Genomic DNA, 22578 nt, shown 5'->3' with positions numbered 1-22578 from the left:
AGCTACAAGGTAGCCATTAATTGTGATAGAGAATGAATAAACTCTATTTATAGCGCAAAGCCAATCTAAGGGCGTGTATATAATCTTCTTTATAGAGCAAAGTCGCAAGTTATATTCGAGCTTGAGCAACTTTGTAACCAAAGCTTCTCTGCATATTCAAATAAAGCAAGTCGAATTTATGCTAGTGTATGGGCTTGCCATTCTGTAGCAACTCCGTCAAACTGCCCTGCTTCGCAAATGCTTCATCTTTTATGCTGCGAAAACGTCTCTGATTTTACGCCCACAACAAATGAGCAAACAAAGTAGGTAATTTTTACTCCAATATCAACCTCTCCTACAAATCGAACTCAAATAATTCGTATATTTCAAAAAAAAACTACAATGAAAAAACTATTGCTAATAACCCTTATTTTAATATCAACCTATACCGTAAACGCCCAACAAGACAAGCACAAACAGGTGCTGAGACATGTGGTGATGTTTGGATGGAAAGAAGGAACGGATGCCGCATATATAACTAAAGTGGTAACAGCATTGAGTGATTTGAAGCACAAAATCCCAACAATTAAATCATTTGAATGGGGAACTAATAACAGTCCTGAAAACTTGAACAATGGTTTGACACATTGCTTTATACTTACATTCAGTAGTGAAGGTGATAGAGATACTTATCTTATTCACCCGGATCACAAAGCTTTTGTAGCGCTGTTAAACCCAGCTCCTGAGAAAGTCACAGTGTTTGATTATTGGGCTAATAAGTAAAGCTGATGTGGCTTGTAAATAGTTCAATTACAATCATAAGTTTCAATAAAAAAGGGCGTTTAGTTTTAAAACTAAACACCCTTTTTTATTGGATAAATCAATTAAACGATTGGTTAATCTTTATTTTTTTAACCGGCATTTTCAAGGTGTTTTTCAACCAAAAGAAACCAGCTGTTCCGGCTATAAAGGAAGCAATCAGAATAGCAATTTTAGAATAGGTAATTACTTCTTCGCCATCATTTTTAAAAGCAAGCAATGTTATAAATATGGACATGGTAAAACCAATTCCGCCCAACATTCCTGCACCAATAATAGTTTTCCATTGTAAATCTTTGGGCAAAACACAAATCCCCAGAGTGACACCTAAAAAAGAGAAAAGCCAAATTCCGAGTGGTTTCCCAATTACAAGTCCAGCTATAATCCCAATAGTGTTAGGGTGATTCAGTCCTTCATGCCAATTCGAATCTATCGCAATACACGTATTGGCAATTGCAAACAAAGGCAGAATAACAAAGGCTACGGGTTTGTGTAAAAAATGCTGAATTTTATAAGAAGATGTTTTTTTGCTTCCATCACCAAACGGAATCACAAAAGCCAATAAAACTCCAGTGATAGTAGCATGCACTCCAGAATTAAGCATGAAATACCACATGGCAAAACCACCAATTAAGTAGGGGAATAAACTGTGAACCTTCATCCGATTCAGAATAAACAAACCGCCAAGAATCCCTAAGGCTATAAATAAATTTACAAAAGCAATTGTTGAGGTATAGAATATCGCAATTACAATTATGGCACCCAAATCGTCAATTACGGCAAGGGCAGTCAAGAATACCTTAAGTGATGTAGGAACGCGATTTCCTAATAATGATAAGATACCAATGGCAAAAGCAATGTCCGTAGCCATAGGAATTCCTGCTCCGTTTTGCGTCAAGGTTCCAAAATTTAAGACTAGAAAGATTCCTGCCGGAACAACCATTCCGCCCAAGGCTCCAAAAATAGGTAATGCAGCATTCTTGATGCTGGACAATTCACCTTTGTAAATTTCGCGTTCCAGTTCTAAACCTATTAACAGGAAAAAGACAGTCATTAGTCCGTCATTAATCCAATGTGTGATAGAGTGGTGGCCCAATTGTGTTTCCCAAAATGAAATATATTCCTTTTGAAATGGGGAGTTAGCGAGAAAAAGGGAGAGTATAGTTACAAAAAGCAACAATAATCCTCCGGCTTTTTCGCTTTCAAAAAAGGCTTTAAATGTTTTTGTTAATCTCATTTTTTGAATTTTATTATTATTGAATTCAGGATACCTATTTCCAGAATAGAAAGAATGCTAATTTACACTTTTGGGAGCTATTTTTTTGTTAATTTGGCGTATTAAAACTTAAAAATTTTTATTATGGACATCAAAATCCTTCATATTGATAGCAATCATCCTTTACTTTGGAATCAATTGCAAAATGCCGGTTTTGTAAATCATAGCGATTTTACTAGCTCAAAAGAAGAAATAGAATCCAAAATTCAGGATTACCAAGGAGTTGTCATTCGAAGCCGATTCAAAATTGATAAGGCATTTTTGGACAAAGCCACTAATTTGCAATTTATCGCACGAGTAGGAGCTGGTTTAGAAAGTATCGATTGCGAATATGCAGCATCTAAAAACATTACGCTTTTTGCAGCACCGGAAGGAAACAGGAATGCCGTTGCCGAACATGCTTTAGGAATGATTTTATCTCTGTTTAATAAATTGAATCAAGCAGACAGCGAGATACGAGCGGGGCATTGGAACAGGGAAAGCAATCGTGGTCATGAACTTGACGGAAAGACCGTTGGGATTATTGGTTACGGAAATATGGGAAAATCATTTGCCAAAAAACTCCGTGGTTTTGATGCGGAAGTATTGTGTTATGACATTAAGGAAAATGTGGGAGACAGTAATGCCAATCAAGTTTCATTGCAAGAATTTCAGGAAAAAGTAGATGTAGTCAGTCTTCATATTCCATGGACTCCTGAAACCGATAAAATGATCGATCTTGATTTTATAAATGGGTTTGCCAAATCATTTTGGATAATAAACACCTCTCGCGGCAAGAATATTGTTACCGCCGATTTAGTTTTGGCGATGGAATCTGGGAAAATACTCGGAGCAGGTTTGGATGTTTTGGAATATGAGAAATTGTCTTTTGAGACCCTTTTTCACGATAAAAATACGCCAGAAGCTTTCCAATACTTATTGAAGGCGAAGAACGTAATTCTGACGCCCCATATTGCCGGTTGGACATTCGAGAGTCAGGAGCGGTTAGCGCAAGTAATTGTTGATAAAATTAAAGCAAAATATTTTGGCCAAGAGAAAAGGACGGAGCCGGAGAAAAGAGTTACAGGAATAGGTGGTTTTTTCTTTAAATCCAAAAATCCAAAAGAACTTGTGGCTTGGTACGGAAAGCATTTGGGTTTAAAAACCGATGAATGCGGTTCTACTTTTTGGTGGAAAGACAAAAACGGGAATGATTGTTCCACACAATGGTCACCTTTTGCGGATGACACTACTTATTTTGCGTCAAGCGAAAAACAATTCATGCAAAACTTCAGAGTAGATAATTTAGAAATTTTATTACAAAAATTATCGGATGAAGGTGTAACAATTGTAGGTGAAGTTGAGACTTATCATTACGGGAAGTTTGGTTGGATTTTAGATGTCGAAGGAAATAAAATCGAACTGTGGGAACCAATTGACAAAGCATTTCAATAAATTTTTAATTTTAATCACTGAAAAATAATCTTATAACACTTAATTTATGGAAAATTCGAAATACGAGGCATGGAATAATCCTCAGCCTGTTCAACAAGAAAACAAGAAGATACTTGCAGGAATTTCAGCTATTCTTTTAGGGGGATTGGGCGTTCATAAATTTATATTAGGTTATACGAAAGAAGGAATTATTCAACTTATCCTTGGTTTTTTATGTGGCTTGGGATTTGTAATTGGAATTGTCGAAGGAATAATTTATCTGACAAAATCAGATGAAGAATTTTACCAAACATATCAAGTAAGTAAAAAAGCTTGGTTCTAAAACATAAAAAATCCCCAATAAATTCGGGATTTTTTATTTATAATTCGAAAATTAATCTTCTTTTTCGCTTAGTTTTCTTTCTAATTCAGTTTGAAATTCTTCCATTACGGGCTTCATAGTGCTTTCCGGAATATCAGCAATCCTGATGTACATCAATCCGTCAACGGCATTATTAAACAGCGGATCAACATTAAAAGCAACCACTTTTGCATTTTGTTTGATGTATTTTTTAATCAAAACCGGTAAACGTAAATTTCCAGGTTCCAATTCGTCAATAATTTTATCAAACTTATTTAAATCGGATTCAGCTTCGTCAAAAATGAAATCCTTATCAGCATCCTTTAGCTTTACCTTATACGCTTTCTTTGGGTGAATGTATTGTGCAATATACGGATCGTAATAATTCGATTTCATGAATTCAATCATCAGTGATTTTGAAAAATCAGAAAACTGATTACTGATACTCACTCCGCCGAGCAAATATTTATGTTCTGGATAACGTAATGTAGTGTGCATGATTCCTTTCCAAAGCAAGAAAAGAGGCATGGGTTTTTGCTGGTATTCTTTGATGATAAAAGCACGGCCCATTTCGATAGACTTGTGCATCATGTCATGTAATTCAGGTTCAAATCGGAAAAGGTCATTCAAATAGAAACCATTTATTCCGTATTTTGGATAAATTTCAGAACCCAATCCCATTCTATAAGCTCCCGCAATTTTATTGGCGTCACTATCCCATAGAAAAAGATGATGGTAATATTGATCATGTTTGTCTAAATCAATGGATTCGTTTGTTCCTTCGCCCACTTCTCTGAAAGTTATTTCTCGTAGACGTCCTATTTCGTGAAGAATGTTGGGTATTTTTTTTGCTTCTGCTAGAAACACTTCGTAGTTTTTGCTTAATAATAGTCGGCAATCCGTACTTCGCAGTGCGTTTACTTCCTTAGTCATTTTTTCCTGACTTGCCGCAGTAACAATTTTTTTAGGACTTTTTGGAATTTTTAAAGTTGGTGTCGGCAAAAAAGTACTTTCTTTTTCAAAAGGATTTGCAAGCATGTACGTTTTCTTTCGCAAAAACTCTGAATATTCCTCTAACGATGCGTGTTCATTTTGTTCGCTTACGGAAATAGGCTTACCAACACGAACTTTAATCACGCGGTGTTTTTGGCTAAATACTTCCGAAGGCAGTTTCGCTGTCCTAAAAGTGCTGCTTATTTTAGACAAAAGATAAAATAATCGACTATTTTTCGCATGAAAATAAATAGGAACAACCGGAACTTGTGCTTTTCTAATTACTTTAATAGCCCCTTCTTCCCAAGGTTTATCGACCATTAATTTACCATCTTTGTAGGTAGAAACTTCTCCCGCAGGGAACATTCCCAGCGGCTTTCCATCGCTTAAATGACGTAATGTTTCTTTGATCCCTACTACACTTGATTTAGCATCCTTATGATTTTCAAAAGGATTAACTGGCATGATGTATTTCTTAAGCGGTTCGATTCGATGCAAAAGAAAATTGGCGATAATTTTGAAATTAGGTTCTCTTTCAAGCATTAATTTCAATAGTAAAACACCGTCAATACCTCCCAAAGGGTGATTTGAAATCGTGATATAAGCGCCATCTTTTGGTAACCGTTTTAAATCCTCTTCTGGGATTTCAAATTTTATTTGTAGATCATCTAATATTCCATTCAGGAAAGCAACATCGGTTAAATGTTTATTTCTGTCGTATACTTTGTTTAAGGTTGAAATTTTTAACATCTTCATAAGCATCCAGCCTGAAAAAGTACCTAAAACCCCATACTTATCTGCATTTATCGCTTTTGCGACTTCTTTGGCGGTTACTAAACCCATGTATTTTTTAATTTTTTTTGAGCAAGAAACAAAGATAGCAAAAAACTCCATTTTCTCTCTTTTTCTGAGTCAAACTTATCCTTTTTTATTACATTTGAAATACTAAAAATTAATCAATGAGAATTATTTCATACAACGTTAACGGAATCAGAGCTGCCATTTCAAAAGGATTTATAGACTGGTTGCAGCACGCAAATCCAGATATTATTTGTCTTCAAGAAATTAAAGCAACCGAAGACCAAATTCCGGTAGATGACATCACAAAAGCGGGATATCCGTATCAATATTATTATTCCGCAACCAAAAAAGGGTATAGTGGCGTGGCCATTCTTTCTAAAATAAAGCCTAATAATGTAATTCACGGAACCGGAATACAGCACATGGATTTCGAGGGAAGGAACCTTCGGGCTGATTTTGATGACTTTTCGGTGATGAGTTTATACTTGCCATCGGGGACAAATATCCAGCGATTGGATCATAAATTCATGTTCATGGATGATTTTCAAAATTACATTGACGAACTCAAAAAAGAAACGCCAAATCTTATCATCTGTGGCGATTATAACATTTGCCATGAAGCAATAGACATTCATGATCCTATCAGGAATAAGAACATATCGGGATTTTTACCGCAAGAAAGAGCCTGGCTTGATGGGTTCATGAAGTCCGGATTTGTGGATAGCTTTCGCCATTTCAACAGTGAGCCGCACCAATATTCGTGGTGGAGTTACCGCGCTGGAGCGAGAGGGAATAACAAGGGCTGGCGCATTGATTACAATTTAGTAAGCGATACCCTAAAACATAAACTGAAAAGAGCCGTTATTCTTCCTGATGCAGTCCATTCAGATCATTGCCCTGTTTTAGTGGAATTAGAATAGCCTTTTCAGGAGCTATTTCCCGCTATCCGTTGCAATCTTTTTATCAGCCGAAAAGGCTGATAAAAAGGATTTTCACTTTTATCGGGGCTAGGACATCCAAATATAATTTGAATTTTTGCTTTCGAAAACAACAGTAATATCAACATAAATACCAACAAAAATGATTAAAAGAGTTTCCATCGGATTATTAGTATTGGCACTTTCAACCTCCTGTGTGTCTAAGAAAATATACAATGACTTAGAAAGTAAGTTCACCGATTTAAAAAAAGAAAATAGAAGCCTGGCTGATGACAACGCCGATTTGCTAAAGGATAAAAACCAATTAGAATTAGATCGCGATGCCTTAAAAATGGATTTAAGCAAATCAAAGTCGGAGTTGGATAAATTAAAAATGGAGTACGCGGCAGCTCAAAATAAATTTAAAGTGCTGCAGGATTCTTACGCAGCTTTAGAAAAAAACAGCAGCGACGCTATGCAAAGCAACATGAAAAAAAATCGTGATTTGCTGGAACAATTAGACGAAAAAGGGAAAGCTTTGGCTCTTGAACAAGAGAGTTTGAATAAAAGTTCCCAGCGTTTGCAGGAATTAGAAAATTTGATTGCTGCCAAAGAAGCGAGCATGAAAAAACTAAAAGAAACGTTGTCAAAAGCGTTGAATAGTTTTGAAGGAAAGGGCTTAACAGTAGAACAAAAAAACGGAAAAGTATATGTTTCTATGGAGAATAAACTACTTTTCAATTCCGGAAGTTGGGCGGTAGGTTCTGAAGGGAAAAAAGCAGTAATTGAAGTAGGTAAAGTTTTGGGTGACAATCCAGATATTTCCGTGCTGATAGAAGGACATACAGATGATGATGCTTTTACAGTTTCAGGTCCAATAGCGGATAACTGGGATTTATCTACTAAAAGAGCTACAGCAATAGTAGCGATTTTGAGCGAAAACAAAAAAATTAACAAACAAAACTTAACGGCTGCAGGACGAGGTGAATTTTCTCCTTTAGCAAGTAATTCAACTGCCGAAGGAAAAGCAAAAAACCGCAGAATCGAAATTATTCTTACACCAAGATTAGACGAAATTTCTAAGATGTTGAATGAGATAAATTAAGTTTCAAAAAGGTGATAATTACAAAGGTTCAAAGTTTATGCTTTGAACCTTTTTTGGTTAAAATAAATTTTTTACCGCTAATTCGTTCAATCCAATTGTTGACGAAAGTTTTTTAATTGGCGAATTAGGGGTTTTTATTTTTTTAAATATCCGACTTAGTCTTAAATAAACGTTTCTCAATTTTGTGTTAACAGTAAATCAAAACGACAAACAAATTTTATCTTTGTTTTCGAAAATTAAAATACAATTTCCTTGAATATGAAATACACAACGTTACCTAATACTGATATAAAAGTCAGCAAAATTTGCCTTGGAACCATGACTTTTGGGCAACAGAACACAGAGGCAGATGGTCATGCTCAAATGGATTATGCATTAGAAAACGGAGTCAATTTCTTTGATACTGCCGAAATGTATTCTGTGCCGGCGCGTCAGGAAACTTATGGAAGTACAGAGAAAATTCTTGGGACTTGGTTCAAAAAATCAGGCAAAAGAGAAGAAATAGTTTTAGCTTCAAAGATTGCGGGACCTAATCCCAATTTTACGTACATGCGCGAGAAAAATGATTTTTCGGCAGCCAGTATCAAATTTGCATTAGATCAAAGTTTACAACGTTTACAAACGGATTATATTGATGTGTATCAGTTGCATTGGCCAGAGCGAAAAACGAACTTTTTTGGACAACGCGGTTTCAAAGTGCAAGACGATGCATGGGAAGATAACATTCATTCTGTTCTGGAGACATTAGACGGGTTTATTAAAGAAGGGAAAATAAATCACATAGGACTTTCTAATGAGACGCCTTGGGGTATCATGCGTTTTCTGGAAGAAAGTAAATACAATAATTTGCCAAGAGTAAAAACCATTCAAAATCCATATTCTTTATTGAATAGACTTTTTGAAGCGGGTTCTGCCGAAATTTGTTTAAGAGAAAACGTGGGTTTATTGGCTTATTCTCCAATGGCTTTTGGCGTTTTGTCCGGTAAATTCCTGACAGGCGAAAGTCTTCCAAATGCGAGAATAAAATTATTTCCGCAGTTTTCAAGATACAATAGCGAGCAGTGTACAGCAGCCACAAGATTATATCAGGAAATTGCCAAGAAAAATGGACTGTCCTTGACGGAGTTGTCTTTGGCATTTATAGAGCAACAGCCTTTTGTAACCAGCACAATTATAGGCGCAACAACTATGGAACAATTAAAAGAAAATATTGACACGATTAAAGTATCGCTTTCGGATGAGGTTCTAAAAGCTATTGATGAAGTTCAGGCTATAATTCCTGATCCGGCTCCATAATTTGTTAAAATAAAAAATGTAAATTTAAATCTTCAAGAAACCCTGTCAGAGCTCAAAACGCTGACAGGGTTGTTTTTTAATTTTAGTATTAAAGATCAAATTCCTCATCAACGGATAATGAATCGATTTTTACTTGTGTAGTATCTTGCGTTTTAATTCTTAGAAAAGATCGTGCCGGCCCAGAAATAATGATGCGTTGGGATTGATAAATAGTGTCGTCAGGACTTAACAATCCTCTCCTGAACATAATATTAGTTAAGAAAGATTCTTGTTTTATGGCAAAATCTTTTAGCATTCCTTGGTCGTTAAACTGGTACATGAATTTCTTTGGACTTGGAATAATTCTGGCGAGATAAAGACATTCATTCAAATTTAATTCTGATGGACTTTTCTGGAAATAAAACCGACTTGCTTCACCAATTCCGTATACATTTGGTCCCCATTCAATAATATTAAAATAGACTTCCAGCATGCGTTCCTTGCTTACAATTCTGTTATTTTCAAGGATGTAAACCAGTAAGATTTCTTCGAGTTTGCGGGATACTGTTTTTTCGCGGGTAAGAAAAACATTTTTTACTAATTGCATGCTAATGGTGCTGGCACCTCTTGCGAATTTTTTGGTTTTAATGTTTTTTATGATGGATTGTTTGAATGCTTCATTAATAAAACCATGATGAGAAAAGAAAGAAGGATCTTCCGTAGTCAGAACACATTTTCTTAAATAAGCGGATGTTTGGTTTAAAGGCGTATAATTTGCATTGGCAGAACCAACCAAAATTGGGCGTTGCAATACGTTTTTTATAAGTGCCCGGTAAATAAATTCTCCATTGAGTTTGTTGAGGTTTGCTTCCCCGTATTTTGTAATTTTTAGATTTTCCTTCTTTATATTGCTATCAAAAACCAGCTGATCAGGTTTGTTTTTGTTGTAAGAGAAATTTAGATTATAATCAAAATTTCCTTGTGCTTCCATTCCTTGAAAATGTGTGAACAAACCATCAGGAAGTGAGGAGATGAAATCCTGTGCTTTCATCTTTGGAATAACTACTTTGAGTTTGTAAACGGTGTCTTTATTGGTTTCGTAAGCCACATAAGGATGAAATTTCACCTTATTAAATTGAACCGTTGAAGTACTGTCTATCGAAATAAAATCAGAACCGAACAAGAATCGAAAGTCAAAACGCGCATTTTTAATGACGACATCTTTACTGGCAATTTTAGGATGATTTACTTTTAAATTTTTGATAGAGGTAAAACCGTCGATATGCAATTCATCTCCATCACGATCTATATTCTGAATATTTAATCGAATGGAGTCAAAACTCGATTTTAGGTTGTAACGTTCGTCAAAGTAAGGAACCTTGATTGCGCCGGTATCAATATTAAAGAAACGAATGTCAGCTTTTTTATTTCTTGGATCGGCAAACCCTTTTATTTTCCAACGTTGTGTAAAAGTATTAGTTTGAACTCTTATTGAAGTTTCCAGTTGCTCATCAACCAATCGCATTTTTTGGAAATTAATCGTCGCTTTTTTTCCGTTGTCATTTAACCGAAAGGAAAGATTGTCTAAAATCATGTCGGTTGGAACTAAATTCAGTGCTTTAGAGATAATGCGATAGGCAAATTCAGCATAATCTCTTTTTTCTTTCCCAATTTCTGTTTGCTTGTCTTTTTTTATAAAAGCATCAAAATTTCTTATTTTTCCTTTGTTAGTAAGCTGTACAAAACCATTCTTGATGTTTAAAGTTCCAAGTTGTACATCGCCTATCAGTAGTTTCCAGATGTTGACACTTGTTCTTAATTTTTGTATTTTAAAGAGTGTGTCTGCGTTTTTTGGAGCTAAAATAACATCAGAAAGGTTTAAAGTTGAAAACCCATCAAAAGAAGCTTTTTTTACTGAAAAAGTACTGTTATAATCGATTTCCATTGTATTAGAAACCTTGGCGATGGTTTGCTGTAAAACTGCATCTCGAAATATATAAAAAACACTAATTAAAACTGTAAACAATACGATTAATATTGTAGACGCTAGAATTATTTTTTGTTTTCCGGTTCTCATAAACAGTTTGTTATTGAATAGAAACCACAAAGTGATTTTAACTGTAAAGTAAAGGAAAAAACTAGTGTGGGTATGATTTTATCGTATTATTTAGGACTTTTTTGTGTATTGCGATTTACGAACGCAAAGCTGTTAGTGATAACAAGCTTTTGTATTATTTAAGGACAGATCGAAATTCCTGGCGGTATTGTGAAGCACTTTTGCCTGCAAACGCCTTGAAAGATTTATTGAAGTAACTAAAATTATTGAAACCGCTTTCATAGCATATTTCAGTTATGCTGATTGGTTTTTCAGCCAGCAACTTGGAGGCGTGTACAAGACGATAGTCATTTACAAAATGGGTGAATGTTTTATTCGTAATTTTTTTAAAATACCTACAAAAAGACGGTACCGTCATACTAACGATTACCGCTACTTCTTCAAGTGTAATGTGCTCTTGAAAATTGTCTTTTACATAATTAAATACTGCATTGATGCGGTCATTGTCCTGCATCTGCATTTCCATCGAAAATCCATCTGCATTCAAAATGGTAAATTCATTGGATAATTCTAATTCACTTAGAATACTTAACATCGTCATCAACTTTTCAAAATACGACTGTTTTTCCATGGATTCTATTTTAATGCCGATGTTCTTTTTAGTTTCTCCTTCAAAAGCAATTCCGGCTTTGGCTTGACTAAAAAGATTTTGAATGTTTCTCATTTCAGGAATATTAAAAAATTCATTCCCTAGAAAATCTGGCTTCATTTGGATAACCGTTTCGTTTTTATTTCCTGTTTCTTCATTGGTAAACCCGCAATGAGGCAGATTACTGCCAATAAGGATTAGGTCACCATCCGTATAATAGGATATATGGCTTCCTATTTGTCGTTTGCCTGAACCGCCGTTTACAAACACTAGTTCGATTTCAGGATGATAATGCCATAGGTGCGCTTTACTGTTAGCGTTTTCAATATATTGGGAATAGTAAAAGGAACTTCCAAAGGATGGAGTTATAATTTCGAATGCAGGTGGTACTATTTTCATAGACTACGTATTTAGAATAGCACAAAATTACCTAATATAAGTATAAAATTACCTTTTTTAACCTTAATCGTTTTCGTAAAAGGTAAAATAGCACATAAATCAGAAAATCCTGTAGTACTTCATAATGAATCCCTTAAGGTAATTTAGCATCAGATAAATAATCAATTATAAATCTAAAAATTTACTATTATGAAAAAGATTTTAAAATTTAGTTTAGTGCTAGCCGCAGTAGCATTAACTGCCGTAGAAGCACATGCAGGAAACGCTGATTTCTCGTTAGATTTAAAAAAAGAAGAGGGAAAGACGGTGAGTTTTACTTTAAGAGAGATCAAAAAAATCGATTTGTCGATTTATGACACGAGTGATAATTTAATTTATCAAGAAAAGGTTACTTCTGGTGACGATATTAATAGAACGTATGACTTAACTGCTTTTCCAGAAGGTGTTTATTTCTTAGAAGCGGAAAGTGATCTTAAAATTTCAAGATACAAAATTGAGGTTGTTGGTAAAGTAGCTAAATTATCTGTTGATGCTATTTCAGAAGTGTATAAGCCGGTTTTGGTAAACAAAAACGGAACTGTAACGTTTAATATGTTAAACACAAGTAAAGCACCTGTTGCCGTTAAAATTTATAGCTCAAATGACACAGAGCTTTATAACGAAACCATATCTGGAGAATTAAATGTGGGTAAGATATTTAACGTAAGTAATGTGGAAGGAGACAAATGTACATTTGTTATCACTTCTAATGGTAAAACTTTTGTCGAAACAGTTGATGTAAAATAATAATTAAGGAATTTGTGGTAATTAAGAGGCTGTCTATTTTAGGCAGCCTCTTTTTTTTAGTGCAATCGTCGTAAAACGGAAAGGTAATTAAACCAAATAATTAAGGATATGATCCTATGAAACATAGAATTTTTTAACCTTTGCAACGATTTCATTTAAGGTCATTTTGTCTGCTGTTTCAACTGCTTTTAGTTTATTGGCAAATAATTTTTCATCCTGAATTTTTTGTTCCAATCTGATCTTTGTTTCAGCGGGGCCAAAAACAAAAAGTTCATCTGCTCCTTTTACATAAGATAGCACTTCTTTTATAAAGAAATCTAGTTGTTCTTTTTTTCGGTTTTCAAATTTTGACTCGCTATTGCCATGATGACCTCCAGAAAAGGTGCCTTTGTTCCCTTCCTTATCGTGGTAAACGCTGTTTTCAACATCAGAGTCTATTTCGGAAATTTTTTCGTCTTTACCACCTTCCAGAGTGACAATAATTGCCTTTGAGGTGTCTATCCAGATTCCAGTTTGTCTTTTCATGTCTTTATTTTTTTATGTTAAAGAAGCTTAGTGTATAAAAGCTTTATTTCTTAAAATTCAAAAATCAGAAAGTGCCTGATCAAAATCACATTTTTTTAAATCTTTTGAACTAAAACTGAAACATAAATTTACAAATTATTAATTATAACCATCCCAAATTTTAGTTATAAGTTCGTTTTAATGCGAAGATTAAAAGTTTGATTACAAACAGATTAATTCAAATAAATATTATCCAACCAATTCACTGGTGATATCCTATGCGTTGGGTCGGCGAAGTAATTATACAACTTTTTGCCTTCAGAAAAGACAGCAGATTATATGTTTCATGTTTTTGATTGGCATATTTTAGTTAAAGTGAAGAACCTTCGCCCATTCTATTGTAGTATTCCAAGCCTTTTTTTGCGAAGAAGCGTTTGTGAAAATCAGAAACCTCAGGAATTTGAGGAAATTTTTCATGAAAAAGCATTTCATAATAGGCTTGCCATTCCCTTTCATTTTTATCTTCAATGCTATTTTCTTTCGTTTTTTGACCTACGTGAATCATTTCATGCGCCAGGAGATTGAGCATTAATGTCAGCGGATATTCGAAAGTATTTTCAGGAATCCGGATGATTTGAGGTTCTCCAAGAGCACCTTCGGTGGTCATCAGGATAAATTCCGGTTTGGCTTTTTCTCTTAATTCAAAGCCTTTGAAATTGGAGTTTTCTAAACCATATTCTTGTATTAAAAATTGGGCTGCCTTGATAGTTTCACCAAGTTCATGAAAGGAGTTGACGATTTGTAAGTGTTCTTGAAACGATTTCATCTTTTAATGCGTTATTAAAATCATCCAAACAATTCGCTCGCCACATCTTCAATTTTCGCTACCAATCGGATTTTTATTCCTGTATTTTTTAATGCAATTTTATTGTATTTTGACACGAAAATGGTTGAAAAACCTAATTTTTCTGCTTCCTGAATACGTTGGTCCACGCGGTTTACCGGACGAATTTCGCCCGAAAGTCCCACTTCGCCTGCAAAACAAAAATCTTTATTGACTGCAATATCTTCATTCGAGGATAAAATGGCTGCAACAACAGCTAAATCTATCGCTGGATCATCTACTGAAATTCCTCCGGTTATGTTTAGGAATACGTCTTTGGCTCCCAAGCGGAAACCAGCTCTTTTTTCTAATACGGCCAAAATCATATTGAGTCTTTTCGCATTATAACCCGTGGTACTGCGTTGCGGGGTTCCATAAACGGCGGTGCTAACCAATGCTTGAATTTCAATCATCAAAGGACGCATTCCTTCCAGTGTTGAAGCAATCGCTGTTCCGGACAATTCCTCGTCTTTATGAGAAATCAGTATTTCCGAAGGATTAGAGACTTCCCGTAATCCGCTTCCTAACATTTCATAAATTCCTATTTCCGCCGTGGAACCAAAACGGTTTTTCAACGAACGTAAAATTCTATATACGTGATTTCTGTCGCCTTCAAATTGCAAAACGGTATCGACCATGTGTTCCAGGATTTTTGGTCCTGCAATATTTCCGTCTTTGGTGATATGACCAATCAGAATCACGGGAATATTGGTTTCTTTGGCAAATTTGATCAATTCGGCAGTGGTTTCTCTAATTTGAGAAATACTTCCTGGAGTTGATTCAATATAATCGGTATGAAGCGTCTGAATGGAATCAATAATCACGATTTCCGGTTCAATAGCCTCAATTTGCTTGAAGATATTTTGGGTTTTGGTTTCGGTAAGAATATAGCAATTGTCTCCACTAGGAGTGATTCTTTCGGCACGCATTTTTATTTGTTTCTGACTTTCTTCGCCTGAAACATATAAAGTTTTATAAGGCAATTTTAAAGAAATTTGAAGTAAAAGCGTACTTTTTCCAATGCCAGGTTCGCCACCTAAAAGTATAAGCGAGCCAGGAACGATTCCTCCGCCTAAAACGCGATTCAGTTCCCCGTCAGTAGTGTCCATTCGGATTTCCTGAGCAGAATCAATTTCGTTTATTCGTAATGGTTTTGGTGCCTTATTGCTAGAAACAGATTCGCTTTTCCAAGCTGCTTTTTCCTGTTTTTGTATAATTTCCTCGGCTATAGTATTCCATTCTTTACAGGAATTGCATTGTCCTTGCCATTTAGAGTATTGGGCTCCACAATTCTGACAAAAAAAAGTAGTTTTTACTTTTGACATTATTTTTTTGGTGTTAGACTTTGCATGTCGTCAAATTTTTGAAACATCATGTCTTTGGTTAAATCTCCAATTTCCTCTAATTGGGAGGCTTTTTGGTATTGTTTTGCTGCTTTTTTTTGATCGCCTGTTTTCTCATACATCAATCCCAATTCATAGTCGCTCAACATTGATTTTGGATAATTTTTTCGGGCAATACCAGCTAGTTTTTCAAGTTCGGGATATGCTTTATTTTTCAATATAGCTGCTTCAATTGCTTTAAAATCATTGATTCGAACAGGGATATTTAATTTCAATTGTTTTGATAAAAGATCATATTTCGCAGTAAGATAATCAACATATCCTGATGGAAGTATGGCAATTTTATCTGTATATTCCGTTGATGAAATTGGTTTGTACGATTCAAAAATTTGGTATAAGGCATTAGAAATTGAGTACAATACTAAAGAGTAATGAGATGCGCCTTTGAAGTAATCAAATTTATAATTGAGCGAAGGATTGGTTATCAATTTTACATTTGCATCCAGTTTTTTTATCGGTTCCTGCAATTTTTTTACATCGCCATCAGCTGTGGATTGGTAATAAAAAATCGGTTGTTTTAGGTTTGTAAGTTTTTCTGGAATGCGATTTTCCATTTCCGGAACAAGTTCTGGACTTAACGAAATGTAGGCGTTAAATAGTGGAGCATCTTTGTAAAGGAAAAAGTTCAGATATCCCGCCGTGGTATCATGTCCTGCGATAATTCGAAAAGGCGCAACTCGGTACTTTTTTTCTAAATAAGGTAGTAGTTCACCTCCAATAAATTCAAAAAATTGAGCGCCTTTTCCCGAGGGAATTGCATCGGTTTTATCGTAATTGCTGTCATTTACTCGTTCATCGTTTTTGTTTTGATTGATCCCAACAACAATAGTCTCTGGTAGGTCATCCCAATAAGCGCCATAGTTTAAAGCGCCATAAAAAGGATCAAAAAGGTAATCGCCGTCAAGTAAAATAAGAATTGGATATTTTTTGTTTGGGTTCTTCTCGTAGGATGCCGGCAACCCAATTGTAATTTCTCGGCTTGCACCCAGTTTTTGTGAATCGAATGGTTGTGTAGTTTTTTGGGAAAATACTGAAATAGAAAAGAATAATAAGAGTAAAATCTGTTTCATAATTTTAGTGGTTTTAGAAATTAAATTAATTCTAAATGGAGTACCAATATAATACTTTATTTACTTTTATTAAAAACAGACCAACAAAAACAACTGTTATAAAATTTAAGCAAGAAATGCTTGATCTTATAAAGGACTTTGTTGAAAATCTTTAAAAATTCATCTTGTGATTTCGTTAAGGCGGATTTTTTTTCTAAAAACTACGTTAAAGAATTGTCTTTTTCATTAGGAAAAATAATCCATGGTTTGAAGGTTTTTGCTTCTTCAAATTCTAATGTGGCATACGAAATAATGATTATGATATCATCCTTTTGTACTTTTCTCGCTGCGGGTCCGTTGAGGGTTATTACGCCAGAATTTTTTTCGCCTTTGATGGCATAAGTGTCAAAACGTTCCCCATTGTTAATATTTACAATAGAAACTTTTTCTCCTTCAATTATATTAGAAGCTTCTAATAAAGTTTCATCAATAGTAATGCTTCCGATATAATTTAAATCAGCTCCAGTTACTTTTACTCGATGAATTTTTGATTTTACGACTTGAATTTGCATGCTACAAAAGTAATTAATTTAATGAAATAGTGTCAATCAAACGGATATTATTGACGACAATGGCTATAAAAGCACGGTATTTTTTATTTTTATTTTTTCTTAGGCTGGGCAGTAGTGTAGCTTCATCAGCAATTACAAAATACTCTAAAGTAAACATTGGATTTTTTTCAAATGATTGTTGTACCCATTCACTTACCAAAGTAGCACTTTTGCTCATGAATTTTTCTTTTGCAATATTTAATGTCTTAAAGATAATGGCAGCTTCTTCTCTTTCTTTGGCGGATAATCGCTCGTTTCTGGAGCTCATGGCCAAATTATTGGGTTCTCTATAAATGGGACAACCAACAACATTGACTTTTAAGTTGTTTTTTGCGACCATTTTTTTTACAATTTGTAATTGTTGAAAATCTTTTTCGCCAAAATAAGCGTTAGTAGGCTCCACAATTTCAAAAAGACGTTTTACGATGGTGCCAACGCCATCAAAATGACCCGGTCTGAATTTTCCTTCCATTTGGTTTTCCAATCCATCAAAATCGAAAGACTGAGAAACGGGCTGTCCATCATAAATATCTTCAACCGTAGGAGCATATAAAATGATTTTCGAACTTAAAGCTGTAAGTTTTTTTACATCTTCTTCTAATGTCCTTGGATATTTTGCTAAATCTTCAGGATTGTTAAATTGGGTTGGATTTACAAAAATACTGACAACAGTATTTTCATTTTCCAATAATGATTTTTGCATTAATGCCAGATGACCTTGATGCAGAGCGCCCATAGTAGGAACAAACCCAATAGTGGAATGAGTAGTTTTAACAGATTTCAAGAAGTCTATCAAAGCCGCTTTTCCGTAGAATATATGCATGATGGTATTGTTAAAATTAAATGCAAACTTACTATTTTAGTTAATAACTGCATAAATTTTTGTAATTTTGCGTGGTTTTTATTACCAATAAACTAAGTAAATTACAATATGAAAGATAAGAGGATATTATATGTATCATCTGAAGTGGTGCCTTACCTTGCTGAAAATGAGGTTTCTTTAATGTCTTATGACGTTCCTAAGATGGTCAATGATCAAGGTGGACAGATAAGAATTTTCATGCCTAGATATGGAAATATTAATGAAAGAAGACACCAATTACACGAAGTAATTAGACTTTCAGGGATGAATTTGGTAGTTAATGACTTGGATATGCCTTTGATTATTAAAGTCGCTTCCATTCCAAAAGAGAGAATTCAGGTTTATTTTATCGATAATGACGAATATTTCAAGCGGAAAGCAACCTTCACGGATGAGGATGGGGTTATGTATCCGGATAATGATGAAAGAGCTATTTTCTTTGCGAAAGGTGTTGTTGAAACCGTTAAGAAACTAAATTGGGTTCCTGATATTATTCATGTTCACGGATGGATGGCTGCTATGTTACCTATTTATTTGAAACATTTTTATAAAAATGAGGCTCTTTTTTCTGAAACCAAAATTGTCACTTCTGTTTACAGTCAGTCTTTTGAAGGGATTTTGGATGCTGAAATGATTAATAAAGTGAAATTTGACGGAATTCCTAATGAAGCGATTGTTGAATTAGAAACACCTGACTACGAACACATTATGAAAGCAACTATTATGCACTCTGACGCCGTAATTATTGCATCTGAAAACCTGTCTTCAAGTTTAACAAAATTTATAGAATCTTCAGGGAAACCTTTTTTACCTTTCGCCCCGAAAGATAAATTCGCGGAAGCGTATACTAATTTCTACAAAAACGAGGTTCTTTAAATTCAACTTTTATTAATAAATATGTACAATACTTCTTTTTTTAAGAAAATGCTAGTTCTAGCAAGCATTATCCTTTTGTATTCGTGTGATAAAGATTATAATGCGATTGGTGGGGATTTAATTGGTGATAACCATTTTGATTTTAGCACCTATACGTCAAATGTGATAGCCTACAATCAAAAAATAGGTCCTGTACAATCCAATGATTTTGCTGTAAATGGGTTGGGAATTTATACAAATCCTGCTTTTGGGACAACAACCGCTAATTTTGCAACACAATTGAGTTTAGGTTCTGTAAGTCCTGAAATTGGAAGTAATCCCGAAATTGAAAGTGTTGTTTTGACTGTTCCGTATTTTACTGATGCAACTAAAACGGTTACAAATACTGATGGCAGTCATGTTTATGAATTAGATTCTATTTACGGCGGAAATCCTGCTGAAATTAAATTAAACGTTTATGAGTCGGGATATTTTATGCGAGATTTAGATCCTGCAGGAGGATTTCAAGAAGCGCAAAGATATTACACTAATCAGAATGTTAATTTTGATAATGGCAAGATTGGAAATCGTTTGAATGATGATGTAAATGTTGCTCAAAACGACGGTTTCTTTTTTAGTGCTGCTGAATATGTTGAAAAAACCACTGATGCAACTACAAAAGTCGAAACTACAACGCGTACTGCTCCAGGGATGCGATTGAACTTGAATAAAAGTTTTTTTGACTCTAAAATATTACATGCACCGGCCGGTAAATTAGCTACGGCAGATGTGTTTAAAGACTATTTTAGAGGTTTGTATTTCAAGGTAGAAAAATCAGGAAGTAGCGCAGGAAACTTAGCGTTATTGAATTTTAAGTTAGGAAAAATTACTATAAAATATAAAGAAGATTTGTCTACAACAGTTGGTACAGTGGTTACGGTTACCAGAGTTGATAAGTCTATCGTACTGAACATGGTTGGAAATTCAGTAAGTCTTTTAGAGCAAACTAATACAAACGCGTTATACTCGAATGCCACAGCTAATCCAAATACTGTTGACGGAGATGAAAATCTATTCTTAAAAGGTGGCGAGGGTTCAATGGCTATTCTTGATCTTTTTAGTACTCCAGGGGAGCTTACAACTTTGAGATCTAATGGTTGGTTAATTAATGAAGCAAATCTTGTTTTTCACATCGATACAGACAAAATGAAAGATGTTGGAGGAGTAAAAGTTTTTGAACCTAATAGAATCTATTTATTTGACCTGACCAATAATCGTCCGGTTGTTGATTATTTTAATGATGCTACCACAGGTACAAACCCTAAAAACGGGAAATTGATTTATGGAGGTATGATTAATAAAGAAACTGCCACAAATAAAGGGTTGACTTATAAAATCAGAATTACAAATCAGATAAGAAATTTAATAAAAAATTCTGATTCAACAAATGTAAAATTAGGTCTTGTGGTGACTGAAGATATAAGCACGGTGACTTCAAGTTATTTGAAAACACCCAATACTTTTTCTTCACGAGTGCCAAGAGCTAGCGTCATGAATCCGTTAGGGACTATTCTTTACGGAGGAAAATCTACAGTTCCTGTGGACAAAAGATTGAAACTTGAAATTTTTTATACGAAACCTAATTAAGTAGAAATTATGTGTGGAATTGTTGGATATATCGGTTATAGAGAAGCTTACCCTATTGTTATAAAAGGTCTGAAAAGACTAGAATATAGAGGTTATGATAGTGCTGGTGTCATGCTTTATGATGGTGAGAACTTAAAAATTTCTAAAACTAAAGGTAAAGTTGTAGACTTAGAGGAGAGAGCATCGAAAGAAATTTCTATTAATGGGACTATAGGAATGGGACATACGCGCTGGGCTACACATGGTGTACCAAACGATGTTAACTCTCATCCTCATCTTTCGAATTCGGGAAATTTGGCAATAATTCATAATGGAATTATCGAAAATTATGCACCATTGAAGGTGGAATTGATAAAAAGAGGTTACATTTTTCATTCTGATACAGATACCGAAGTATTGGTAAATCTTATAGAAGAAGTACAAAAAAAAGAGAAACTAAAATTAGGAAAAGCTGTGCAAATTGCATTAAACCAGGTTGTTGGTGCATATGCTATTGCAGTTTTTGATAAAAATAATCCAGACGAAATTGTGGCCGCCCGTTTAGGAAGTCCATTGGCAATTGGTGTTGGAGAAGGAGAATATTTTATTGCATCTGACGCTTCACCATTTATAGAATATACGTCTAATGCTATCTACTTAGAAGATGGCGAAATGGCTATTATTAGATTGCACAAGGCGATGAAAGTGAGAAAAATTAAAGATGATTCTTTAGTTGATCCTTATATTCAAGAACTTCAAATGAATTTGGAGCAAATTGAAAAAGGGGGTTACGATCATTTTATGCTTAAGGAGATTTTTGAACAGCCAAATGTAATTAAAGATACCTATCGTGGAAGACTTCATGCGAATGAAGGAATTATCAAAATGTCAGGCGTAGAAGATAATTTAGAAAAATTCTTAAATGCTGACCGAATTATAATCGTGGCTTGTGGTACATCATGGCATGCCGGTTTAGTGGCAGAATACATATTTGAAGAATTTGCTCGAATTCCTGTAGAGGTAGAATATGCTTCAGAATTTAGATATAGAAATCCAATTATCAACAGTAAAGATGTTGTTATAGCGATATCTCAATCTGGTGAAACCGCTGATACCATGGCGGCTATAAAATTAGCCAAAGAGCACGGTGCTTTTGTTTTTGGAGTATGTAATGTAGTTGGTTCTTCTATTTCAAGAGAAACTCATGCTGGTGCTTATACTCATGCTGGACCAGAAATTGGTGTTGCATCAACAAAGGCATTTACGACTCAAATTACGGTGTTAACAATGATAGCGCTTCGATTGGCTAAAGCTAAAGGTACATTGTCAAATACTGACTTTCATAGGTATTTACAAGAATTGGAAATCATTCCCGAGAAAGTTAAAGAAGCATTAGAAACAAATGATAGAGCTAAAGAAATTGCGGCTACATTTAAAGATGCGCCAAATTGCTTGTATTTAGGAAGAGGGTATAATTTTCCCGTGGCTTTAGAAGGAGCTTTGAAACTTAAAGAAATATCCTACATTCATGCAGAAGGTTATCCAGCGGCAGAAATGAAGCATGGCCCAATTGCTTTAATAGATGAACATATGCCTGTTGTGGTAATTGCGCCAAAACAAGGTCATTATGATAAAATTGTAAGTAATATTCAGGAAATAAAGTCTAGAAGCGGAAGAATAATAGCAATTGTTACTAAAGGAGATACTCAAGTTCGTGAATTAGCGGATTATGTTATTGAAATTCCGGAAACCTCGGATGCGTTATCTCCGTTAATAACTACAATACCGTTGCAGCTTTTGTCTTATCATATTGCTGTTATGAGAGAATGTAATGTAGATCAGCCGCGTAACCTTGCTAAGTCTGTTACGGTGGAATAAAACACTATTTGAAACTATTTTATAAAAAAAGCGAGATTTTTGATCTCGCTTTTTTTTTTGGATAAAAATAAATGAAAC

The 22578-nt window shown here is 34.7% G+C and carries 19 protein-coding genes and 1 pseudogene; 10 read left to right on the top strand and 10 right to left on the bottom strand.

What is annotated here, in order from left to right; genetic code table 11:
* Positions 1–381 precede the first annotated feature (381 nt).
* Positions 382–762, top strand: a complete 381-nt coding sequence (locus ACFX5F_RS08975; RefSeq protein ID WP_379851724.1) for a Dabb family protein — start codon at positions 382–384, stop codon at positions 760–762.
* A 97-nt stretch (positions 763–859) separates the two neighbouring features.
* Here the strand turns inward: ACFX5F_RS08975 and nhaA are convergent, their stop codons facing one another.
* On the bottom strand, positions 860–2035 hold the full coding sequence (gene nhaA, locus ACFX5F_RS08970) for a Na+/H+ antiporter NhaA (RefSeq protein ID WP_379851723.1): 1176 nt from the start codon (positions 2033–2035) through the stop codon (positions 860–862).
* A gap of 123 nt (positions 2036–2158) precedes the next feature.
* On the opposite strand from nhaA, the pseudogene ACFX5F_RS08965 reads away from it, so the two are divergent.
* Positions 2159–3097, top strand: a pseudogene (locus ACFX5F_RS08965) (2-hydroxyacid dehydrogenase); the annotation flags it as partial.
* 457 nt (positions 3098–3554) lie between these two features.
* The gene (locus ACFX5F_RS08960; RefSeq protein ID WP_379851722.1) at positions 3555–3830 is read left to right on the top strand and encodes a TM2 domain-containing protein; all 276 of its coding nucleotides are present in this window, start codon (positions 3555–3557) and stop codon (positions 3828–3830) included.
* Between the two features lie 51 nt (positions 3831–3881).
* On the opposite strand, the gene ACFX5F_RS08955 is transcribed toward ACFX5F_RS08960, so the two are convergent.
* Positions 3882–5684, bottom strand: coding sequence for a GNAT family N-acyltransferase (locus ACFX5F_RS08955; protein WP_379851721.1), 1803 nt, complete (start codon positions 5682–5684; stop codon positions 3882–3884).
* Positions 5685–5800: 116 nt separating this feature from the next.
* On the opposite strand from ACFX5F_RS08955, the gene ACFX5F_RS08950 reads away from it, so the two are divergent.
* The 3 genes from ACFX5F_RS08950 to ACFX5F_RS08940 all read left to right on the top strand — a co-directional run bounded on the left by ACFX5F_RS08950 (position 5801) and on the right by ACFX5F_RS08940 (position 8960).
* Positions 5801–6562: an exodeoxyribonuclease III gene (locus ACFX5F_RS08950; RefSeq protein ID WP_379851720.1), complete on the top strand. Its 762-nt coding sequence runs from the start codon at positions 5801–5803 to the stop codon at positions 6560–6562.
* A 160-nt stretch (positions 6563–6722) separates the two neighbouring features.
* Positions 6723–7664 (top strand): OmpA family protein, encoded by a 942-nt coding sequence (locus tag ACFX5F_RS08945; protein WP_379851719.1) that lies wholly within the window; start codon positions 6723–6725, stop codon positions 7662–7664.
* A 258-nt stretch (positions 7665–7922) separates the two neighbouring features.
* Positions 7923–8960, top strand: coding sequence for an aldo/keto reductase (locus ACFX5F_RS08940; RefSeq protein WP_379851718.1), 1038 nt, complete (start codon positions 7923–7925; stop codon positions 8958–8960).
* Positions 8961–9048: 88 nt separating this feature from the next.
* Here ACFX5F_RS08940 and ACFX5F_RS08935 read toward each other — a convergent pair whose 3' ends face one another.
* Positions 9049–11016 carry a transglycosylase domain-containing protein gene (locus ACFX5F_RS08935; RefSeq protein ID WP_379851717.1) on the bottom strand — a complete coding sequence of 656 codons (1968 nt, stop codon included), beginning with the start codon at positions 11014–11016 and terminating at the stop codon, positions 9049–9051.
* 154 nt (positions 11017–11170) lie between these two features.
* Positions 11171–12043 (bottom strand): AraC family transcriptional regulator, encoded by an 873-nt coding sequence (locus ACFX5F_RS08930; protein ID WP_379851716.1) that lies wholly within the window; start codon positions 12041–12043, stop codon positions 11171–11173.
* A gap of 189 nt (positions 12044–12232) precedes the next feature.
* Here ACFX5F_RS08930 and ACFX5F_RS08925 point away from each other — a divergent pair, with 189 nt between their 5' ends.
* Positions 12233–12829, top strand: coding sequence for a T9SS type A sorting domain-containing protein (locus tag ACFX5F_RS08925; RefSeq protein ID WP_379851715.1), 597 nt, complete (start codon positions 12233–12235; stop codon positions 12827–12829).
* 114 nt (positions 12830–12943) lie between these two features.
* On the opposite strand, the gene ACFX5F_RS08920 is transcribed toward ACFX5F_RS08925, so the two are convergent.
* The 6 genes from ACFX5F_RS08920 to panC form a co-directional block, all read right to left on the bottom strand.
* Positions 12944–13354, bottom strand: a complete 411-nt coding sequence (locus tag ACFX5F_RS08920; RefSeq protein ID WP_379851714.1) for a hypothetical protein — start codon at positions 13352–13354, stop codon at positions 12944–12946.
* Between the two features lie 349 nt (positions 13355–13703).
* Positions 13704–14159 (bottom strand): hypothetical protein, encoded by a 456-nt coding sequence (locus ACFX5F_RS08915; protein ID WP_379851713.1) that lies wholly within the window; start codon positions 14157–14159, stop codon positions 13704–13706.
* Positions 14160–14179: 20 nt separating this feature from the next.
* Entirely contained in the window at positions 14180–15541 is a 1362-nt protein-coding gene (gene radA / locus ACFX5F_RS08910; RefSeq protein WP_379851712.1) for a DNA repair protein RadA, read from the bottom strand.
* A complete protein-coding gene (locus ACFX5F_RS08905) occupies positions 15541–16689 on the bottom strand; it encodes an alpha/beta hydrolase (protein ID WP_379851711.1) in 1149 nt (382 codons plus the stop codon). Before ACFX5F_RS08905 ends, radA begins: the two co-directional genes overlap by 1 nt.
* A 200-nt stretch (positions 16690–16889) precedes the next feature.
* On the bottom strand, positions 16890–17240 hold the full coding sequence (gene panD / locus ACFX5F_RS08900; protein WP_379851710.1) for an aspartate 1-decarboxylase: 351 nt from the start codon (positions 17238–17240) through the stop codon (positions 16890–16892).
* Positions 17241–17253: 13 nt separating this feature from the next.
* Positions 17254–18102, bottom strand: a complete 849-nt coding sequence (panC, locus tag ACFX5F_RS08895) for a pantoate--beta-alanine ligase (protein ID WP_379851709.1) — start codon at positions 18100–18102, stop codon at positions 17254–17256.
* Positions 18103–18210: 108 nt separating this feature from the next.
* Here panC and ACFX5F_RS08890 point away from each other — a divergent pair, with 108 nt between their 5' ends.
* From ACFX5F_RS08890 to glmS, 3 genes are read left to right on the top strand one after another with little or no spacing between them, the layout of a single operon-like run.
* Positions 18211–19017 carry a glycogen/starch synthase gene (locus ACFX5F_RS08890; protein WP_073204923.1) on the top strand — a complete coding sequence of 269 codons (807 nt, stop codon included), beginning with the start codon at positions 18211–18213 and terminating at the stop codon, positions 19015–19017.
* Between the two features lie 48 nt (positions 19018–19065).
* Positions 19066–20643 (top strand): BamH family beta-barrel-assembly machinery protein, encoded by a 1578-nt coding sequence (bamH, locus tag ACFX5F_RS08885; protein ID WP_379851708.1) that lies wholly within the window; start codon positions 19066–19068, stop codon positions 20641–20643.
* A 9-nt stretch (positions 20644–20652) separates the two neighbouring features.
* Positions 20653–22500, top strand: a complete 1848-nt coding sequence (gene glmS / locus ACFX5F_RS08880) for a glutamine--fructose-6-phosphate transaminase (isomerizing) (RefSeq protein WP_379851707.1) — start codon at positions 20653–20655, stop codon at positions 22498–22500.
* The last annotated feature ends 78 nt before the right edge of the window (positions 22501–22578 follow it).

The organism is Flavobacterium zhoui (assembly GCF_042787235.1).
Classification (GTDB): domain Bacteria; phylum Bacteroidota; class Bacteroidia; order Flavobacteriales; family Flavobacteriaceae; genus Flavobacterium; species Flavobacterium zhoui.
Note: the sequence above shows the minus strand (reverse complement) of the source record. Positions and strands in the feature narration are given on the sequence as shown.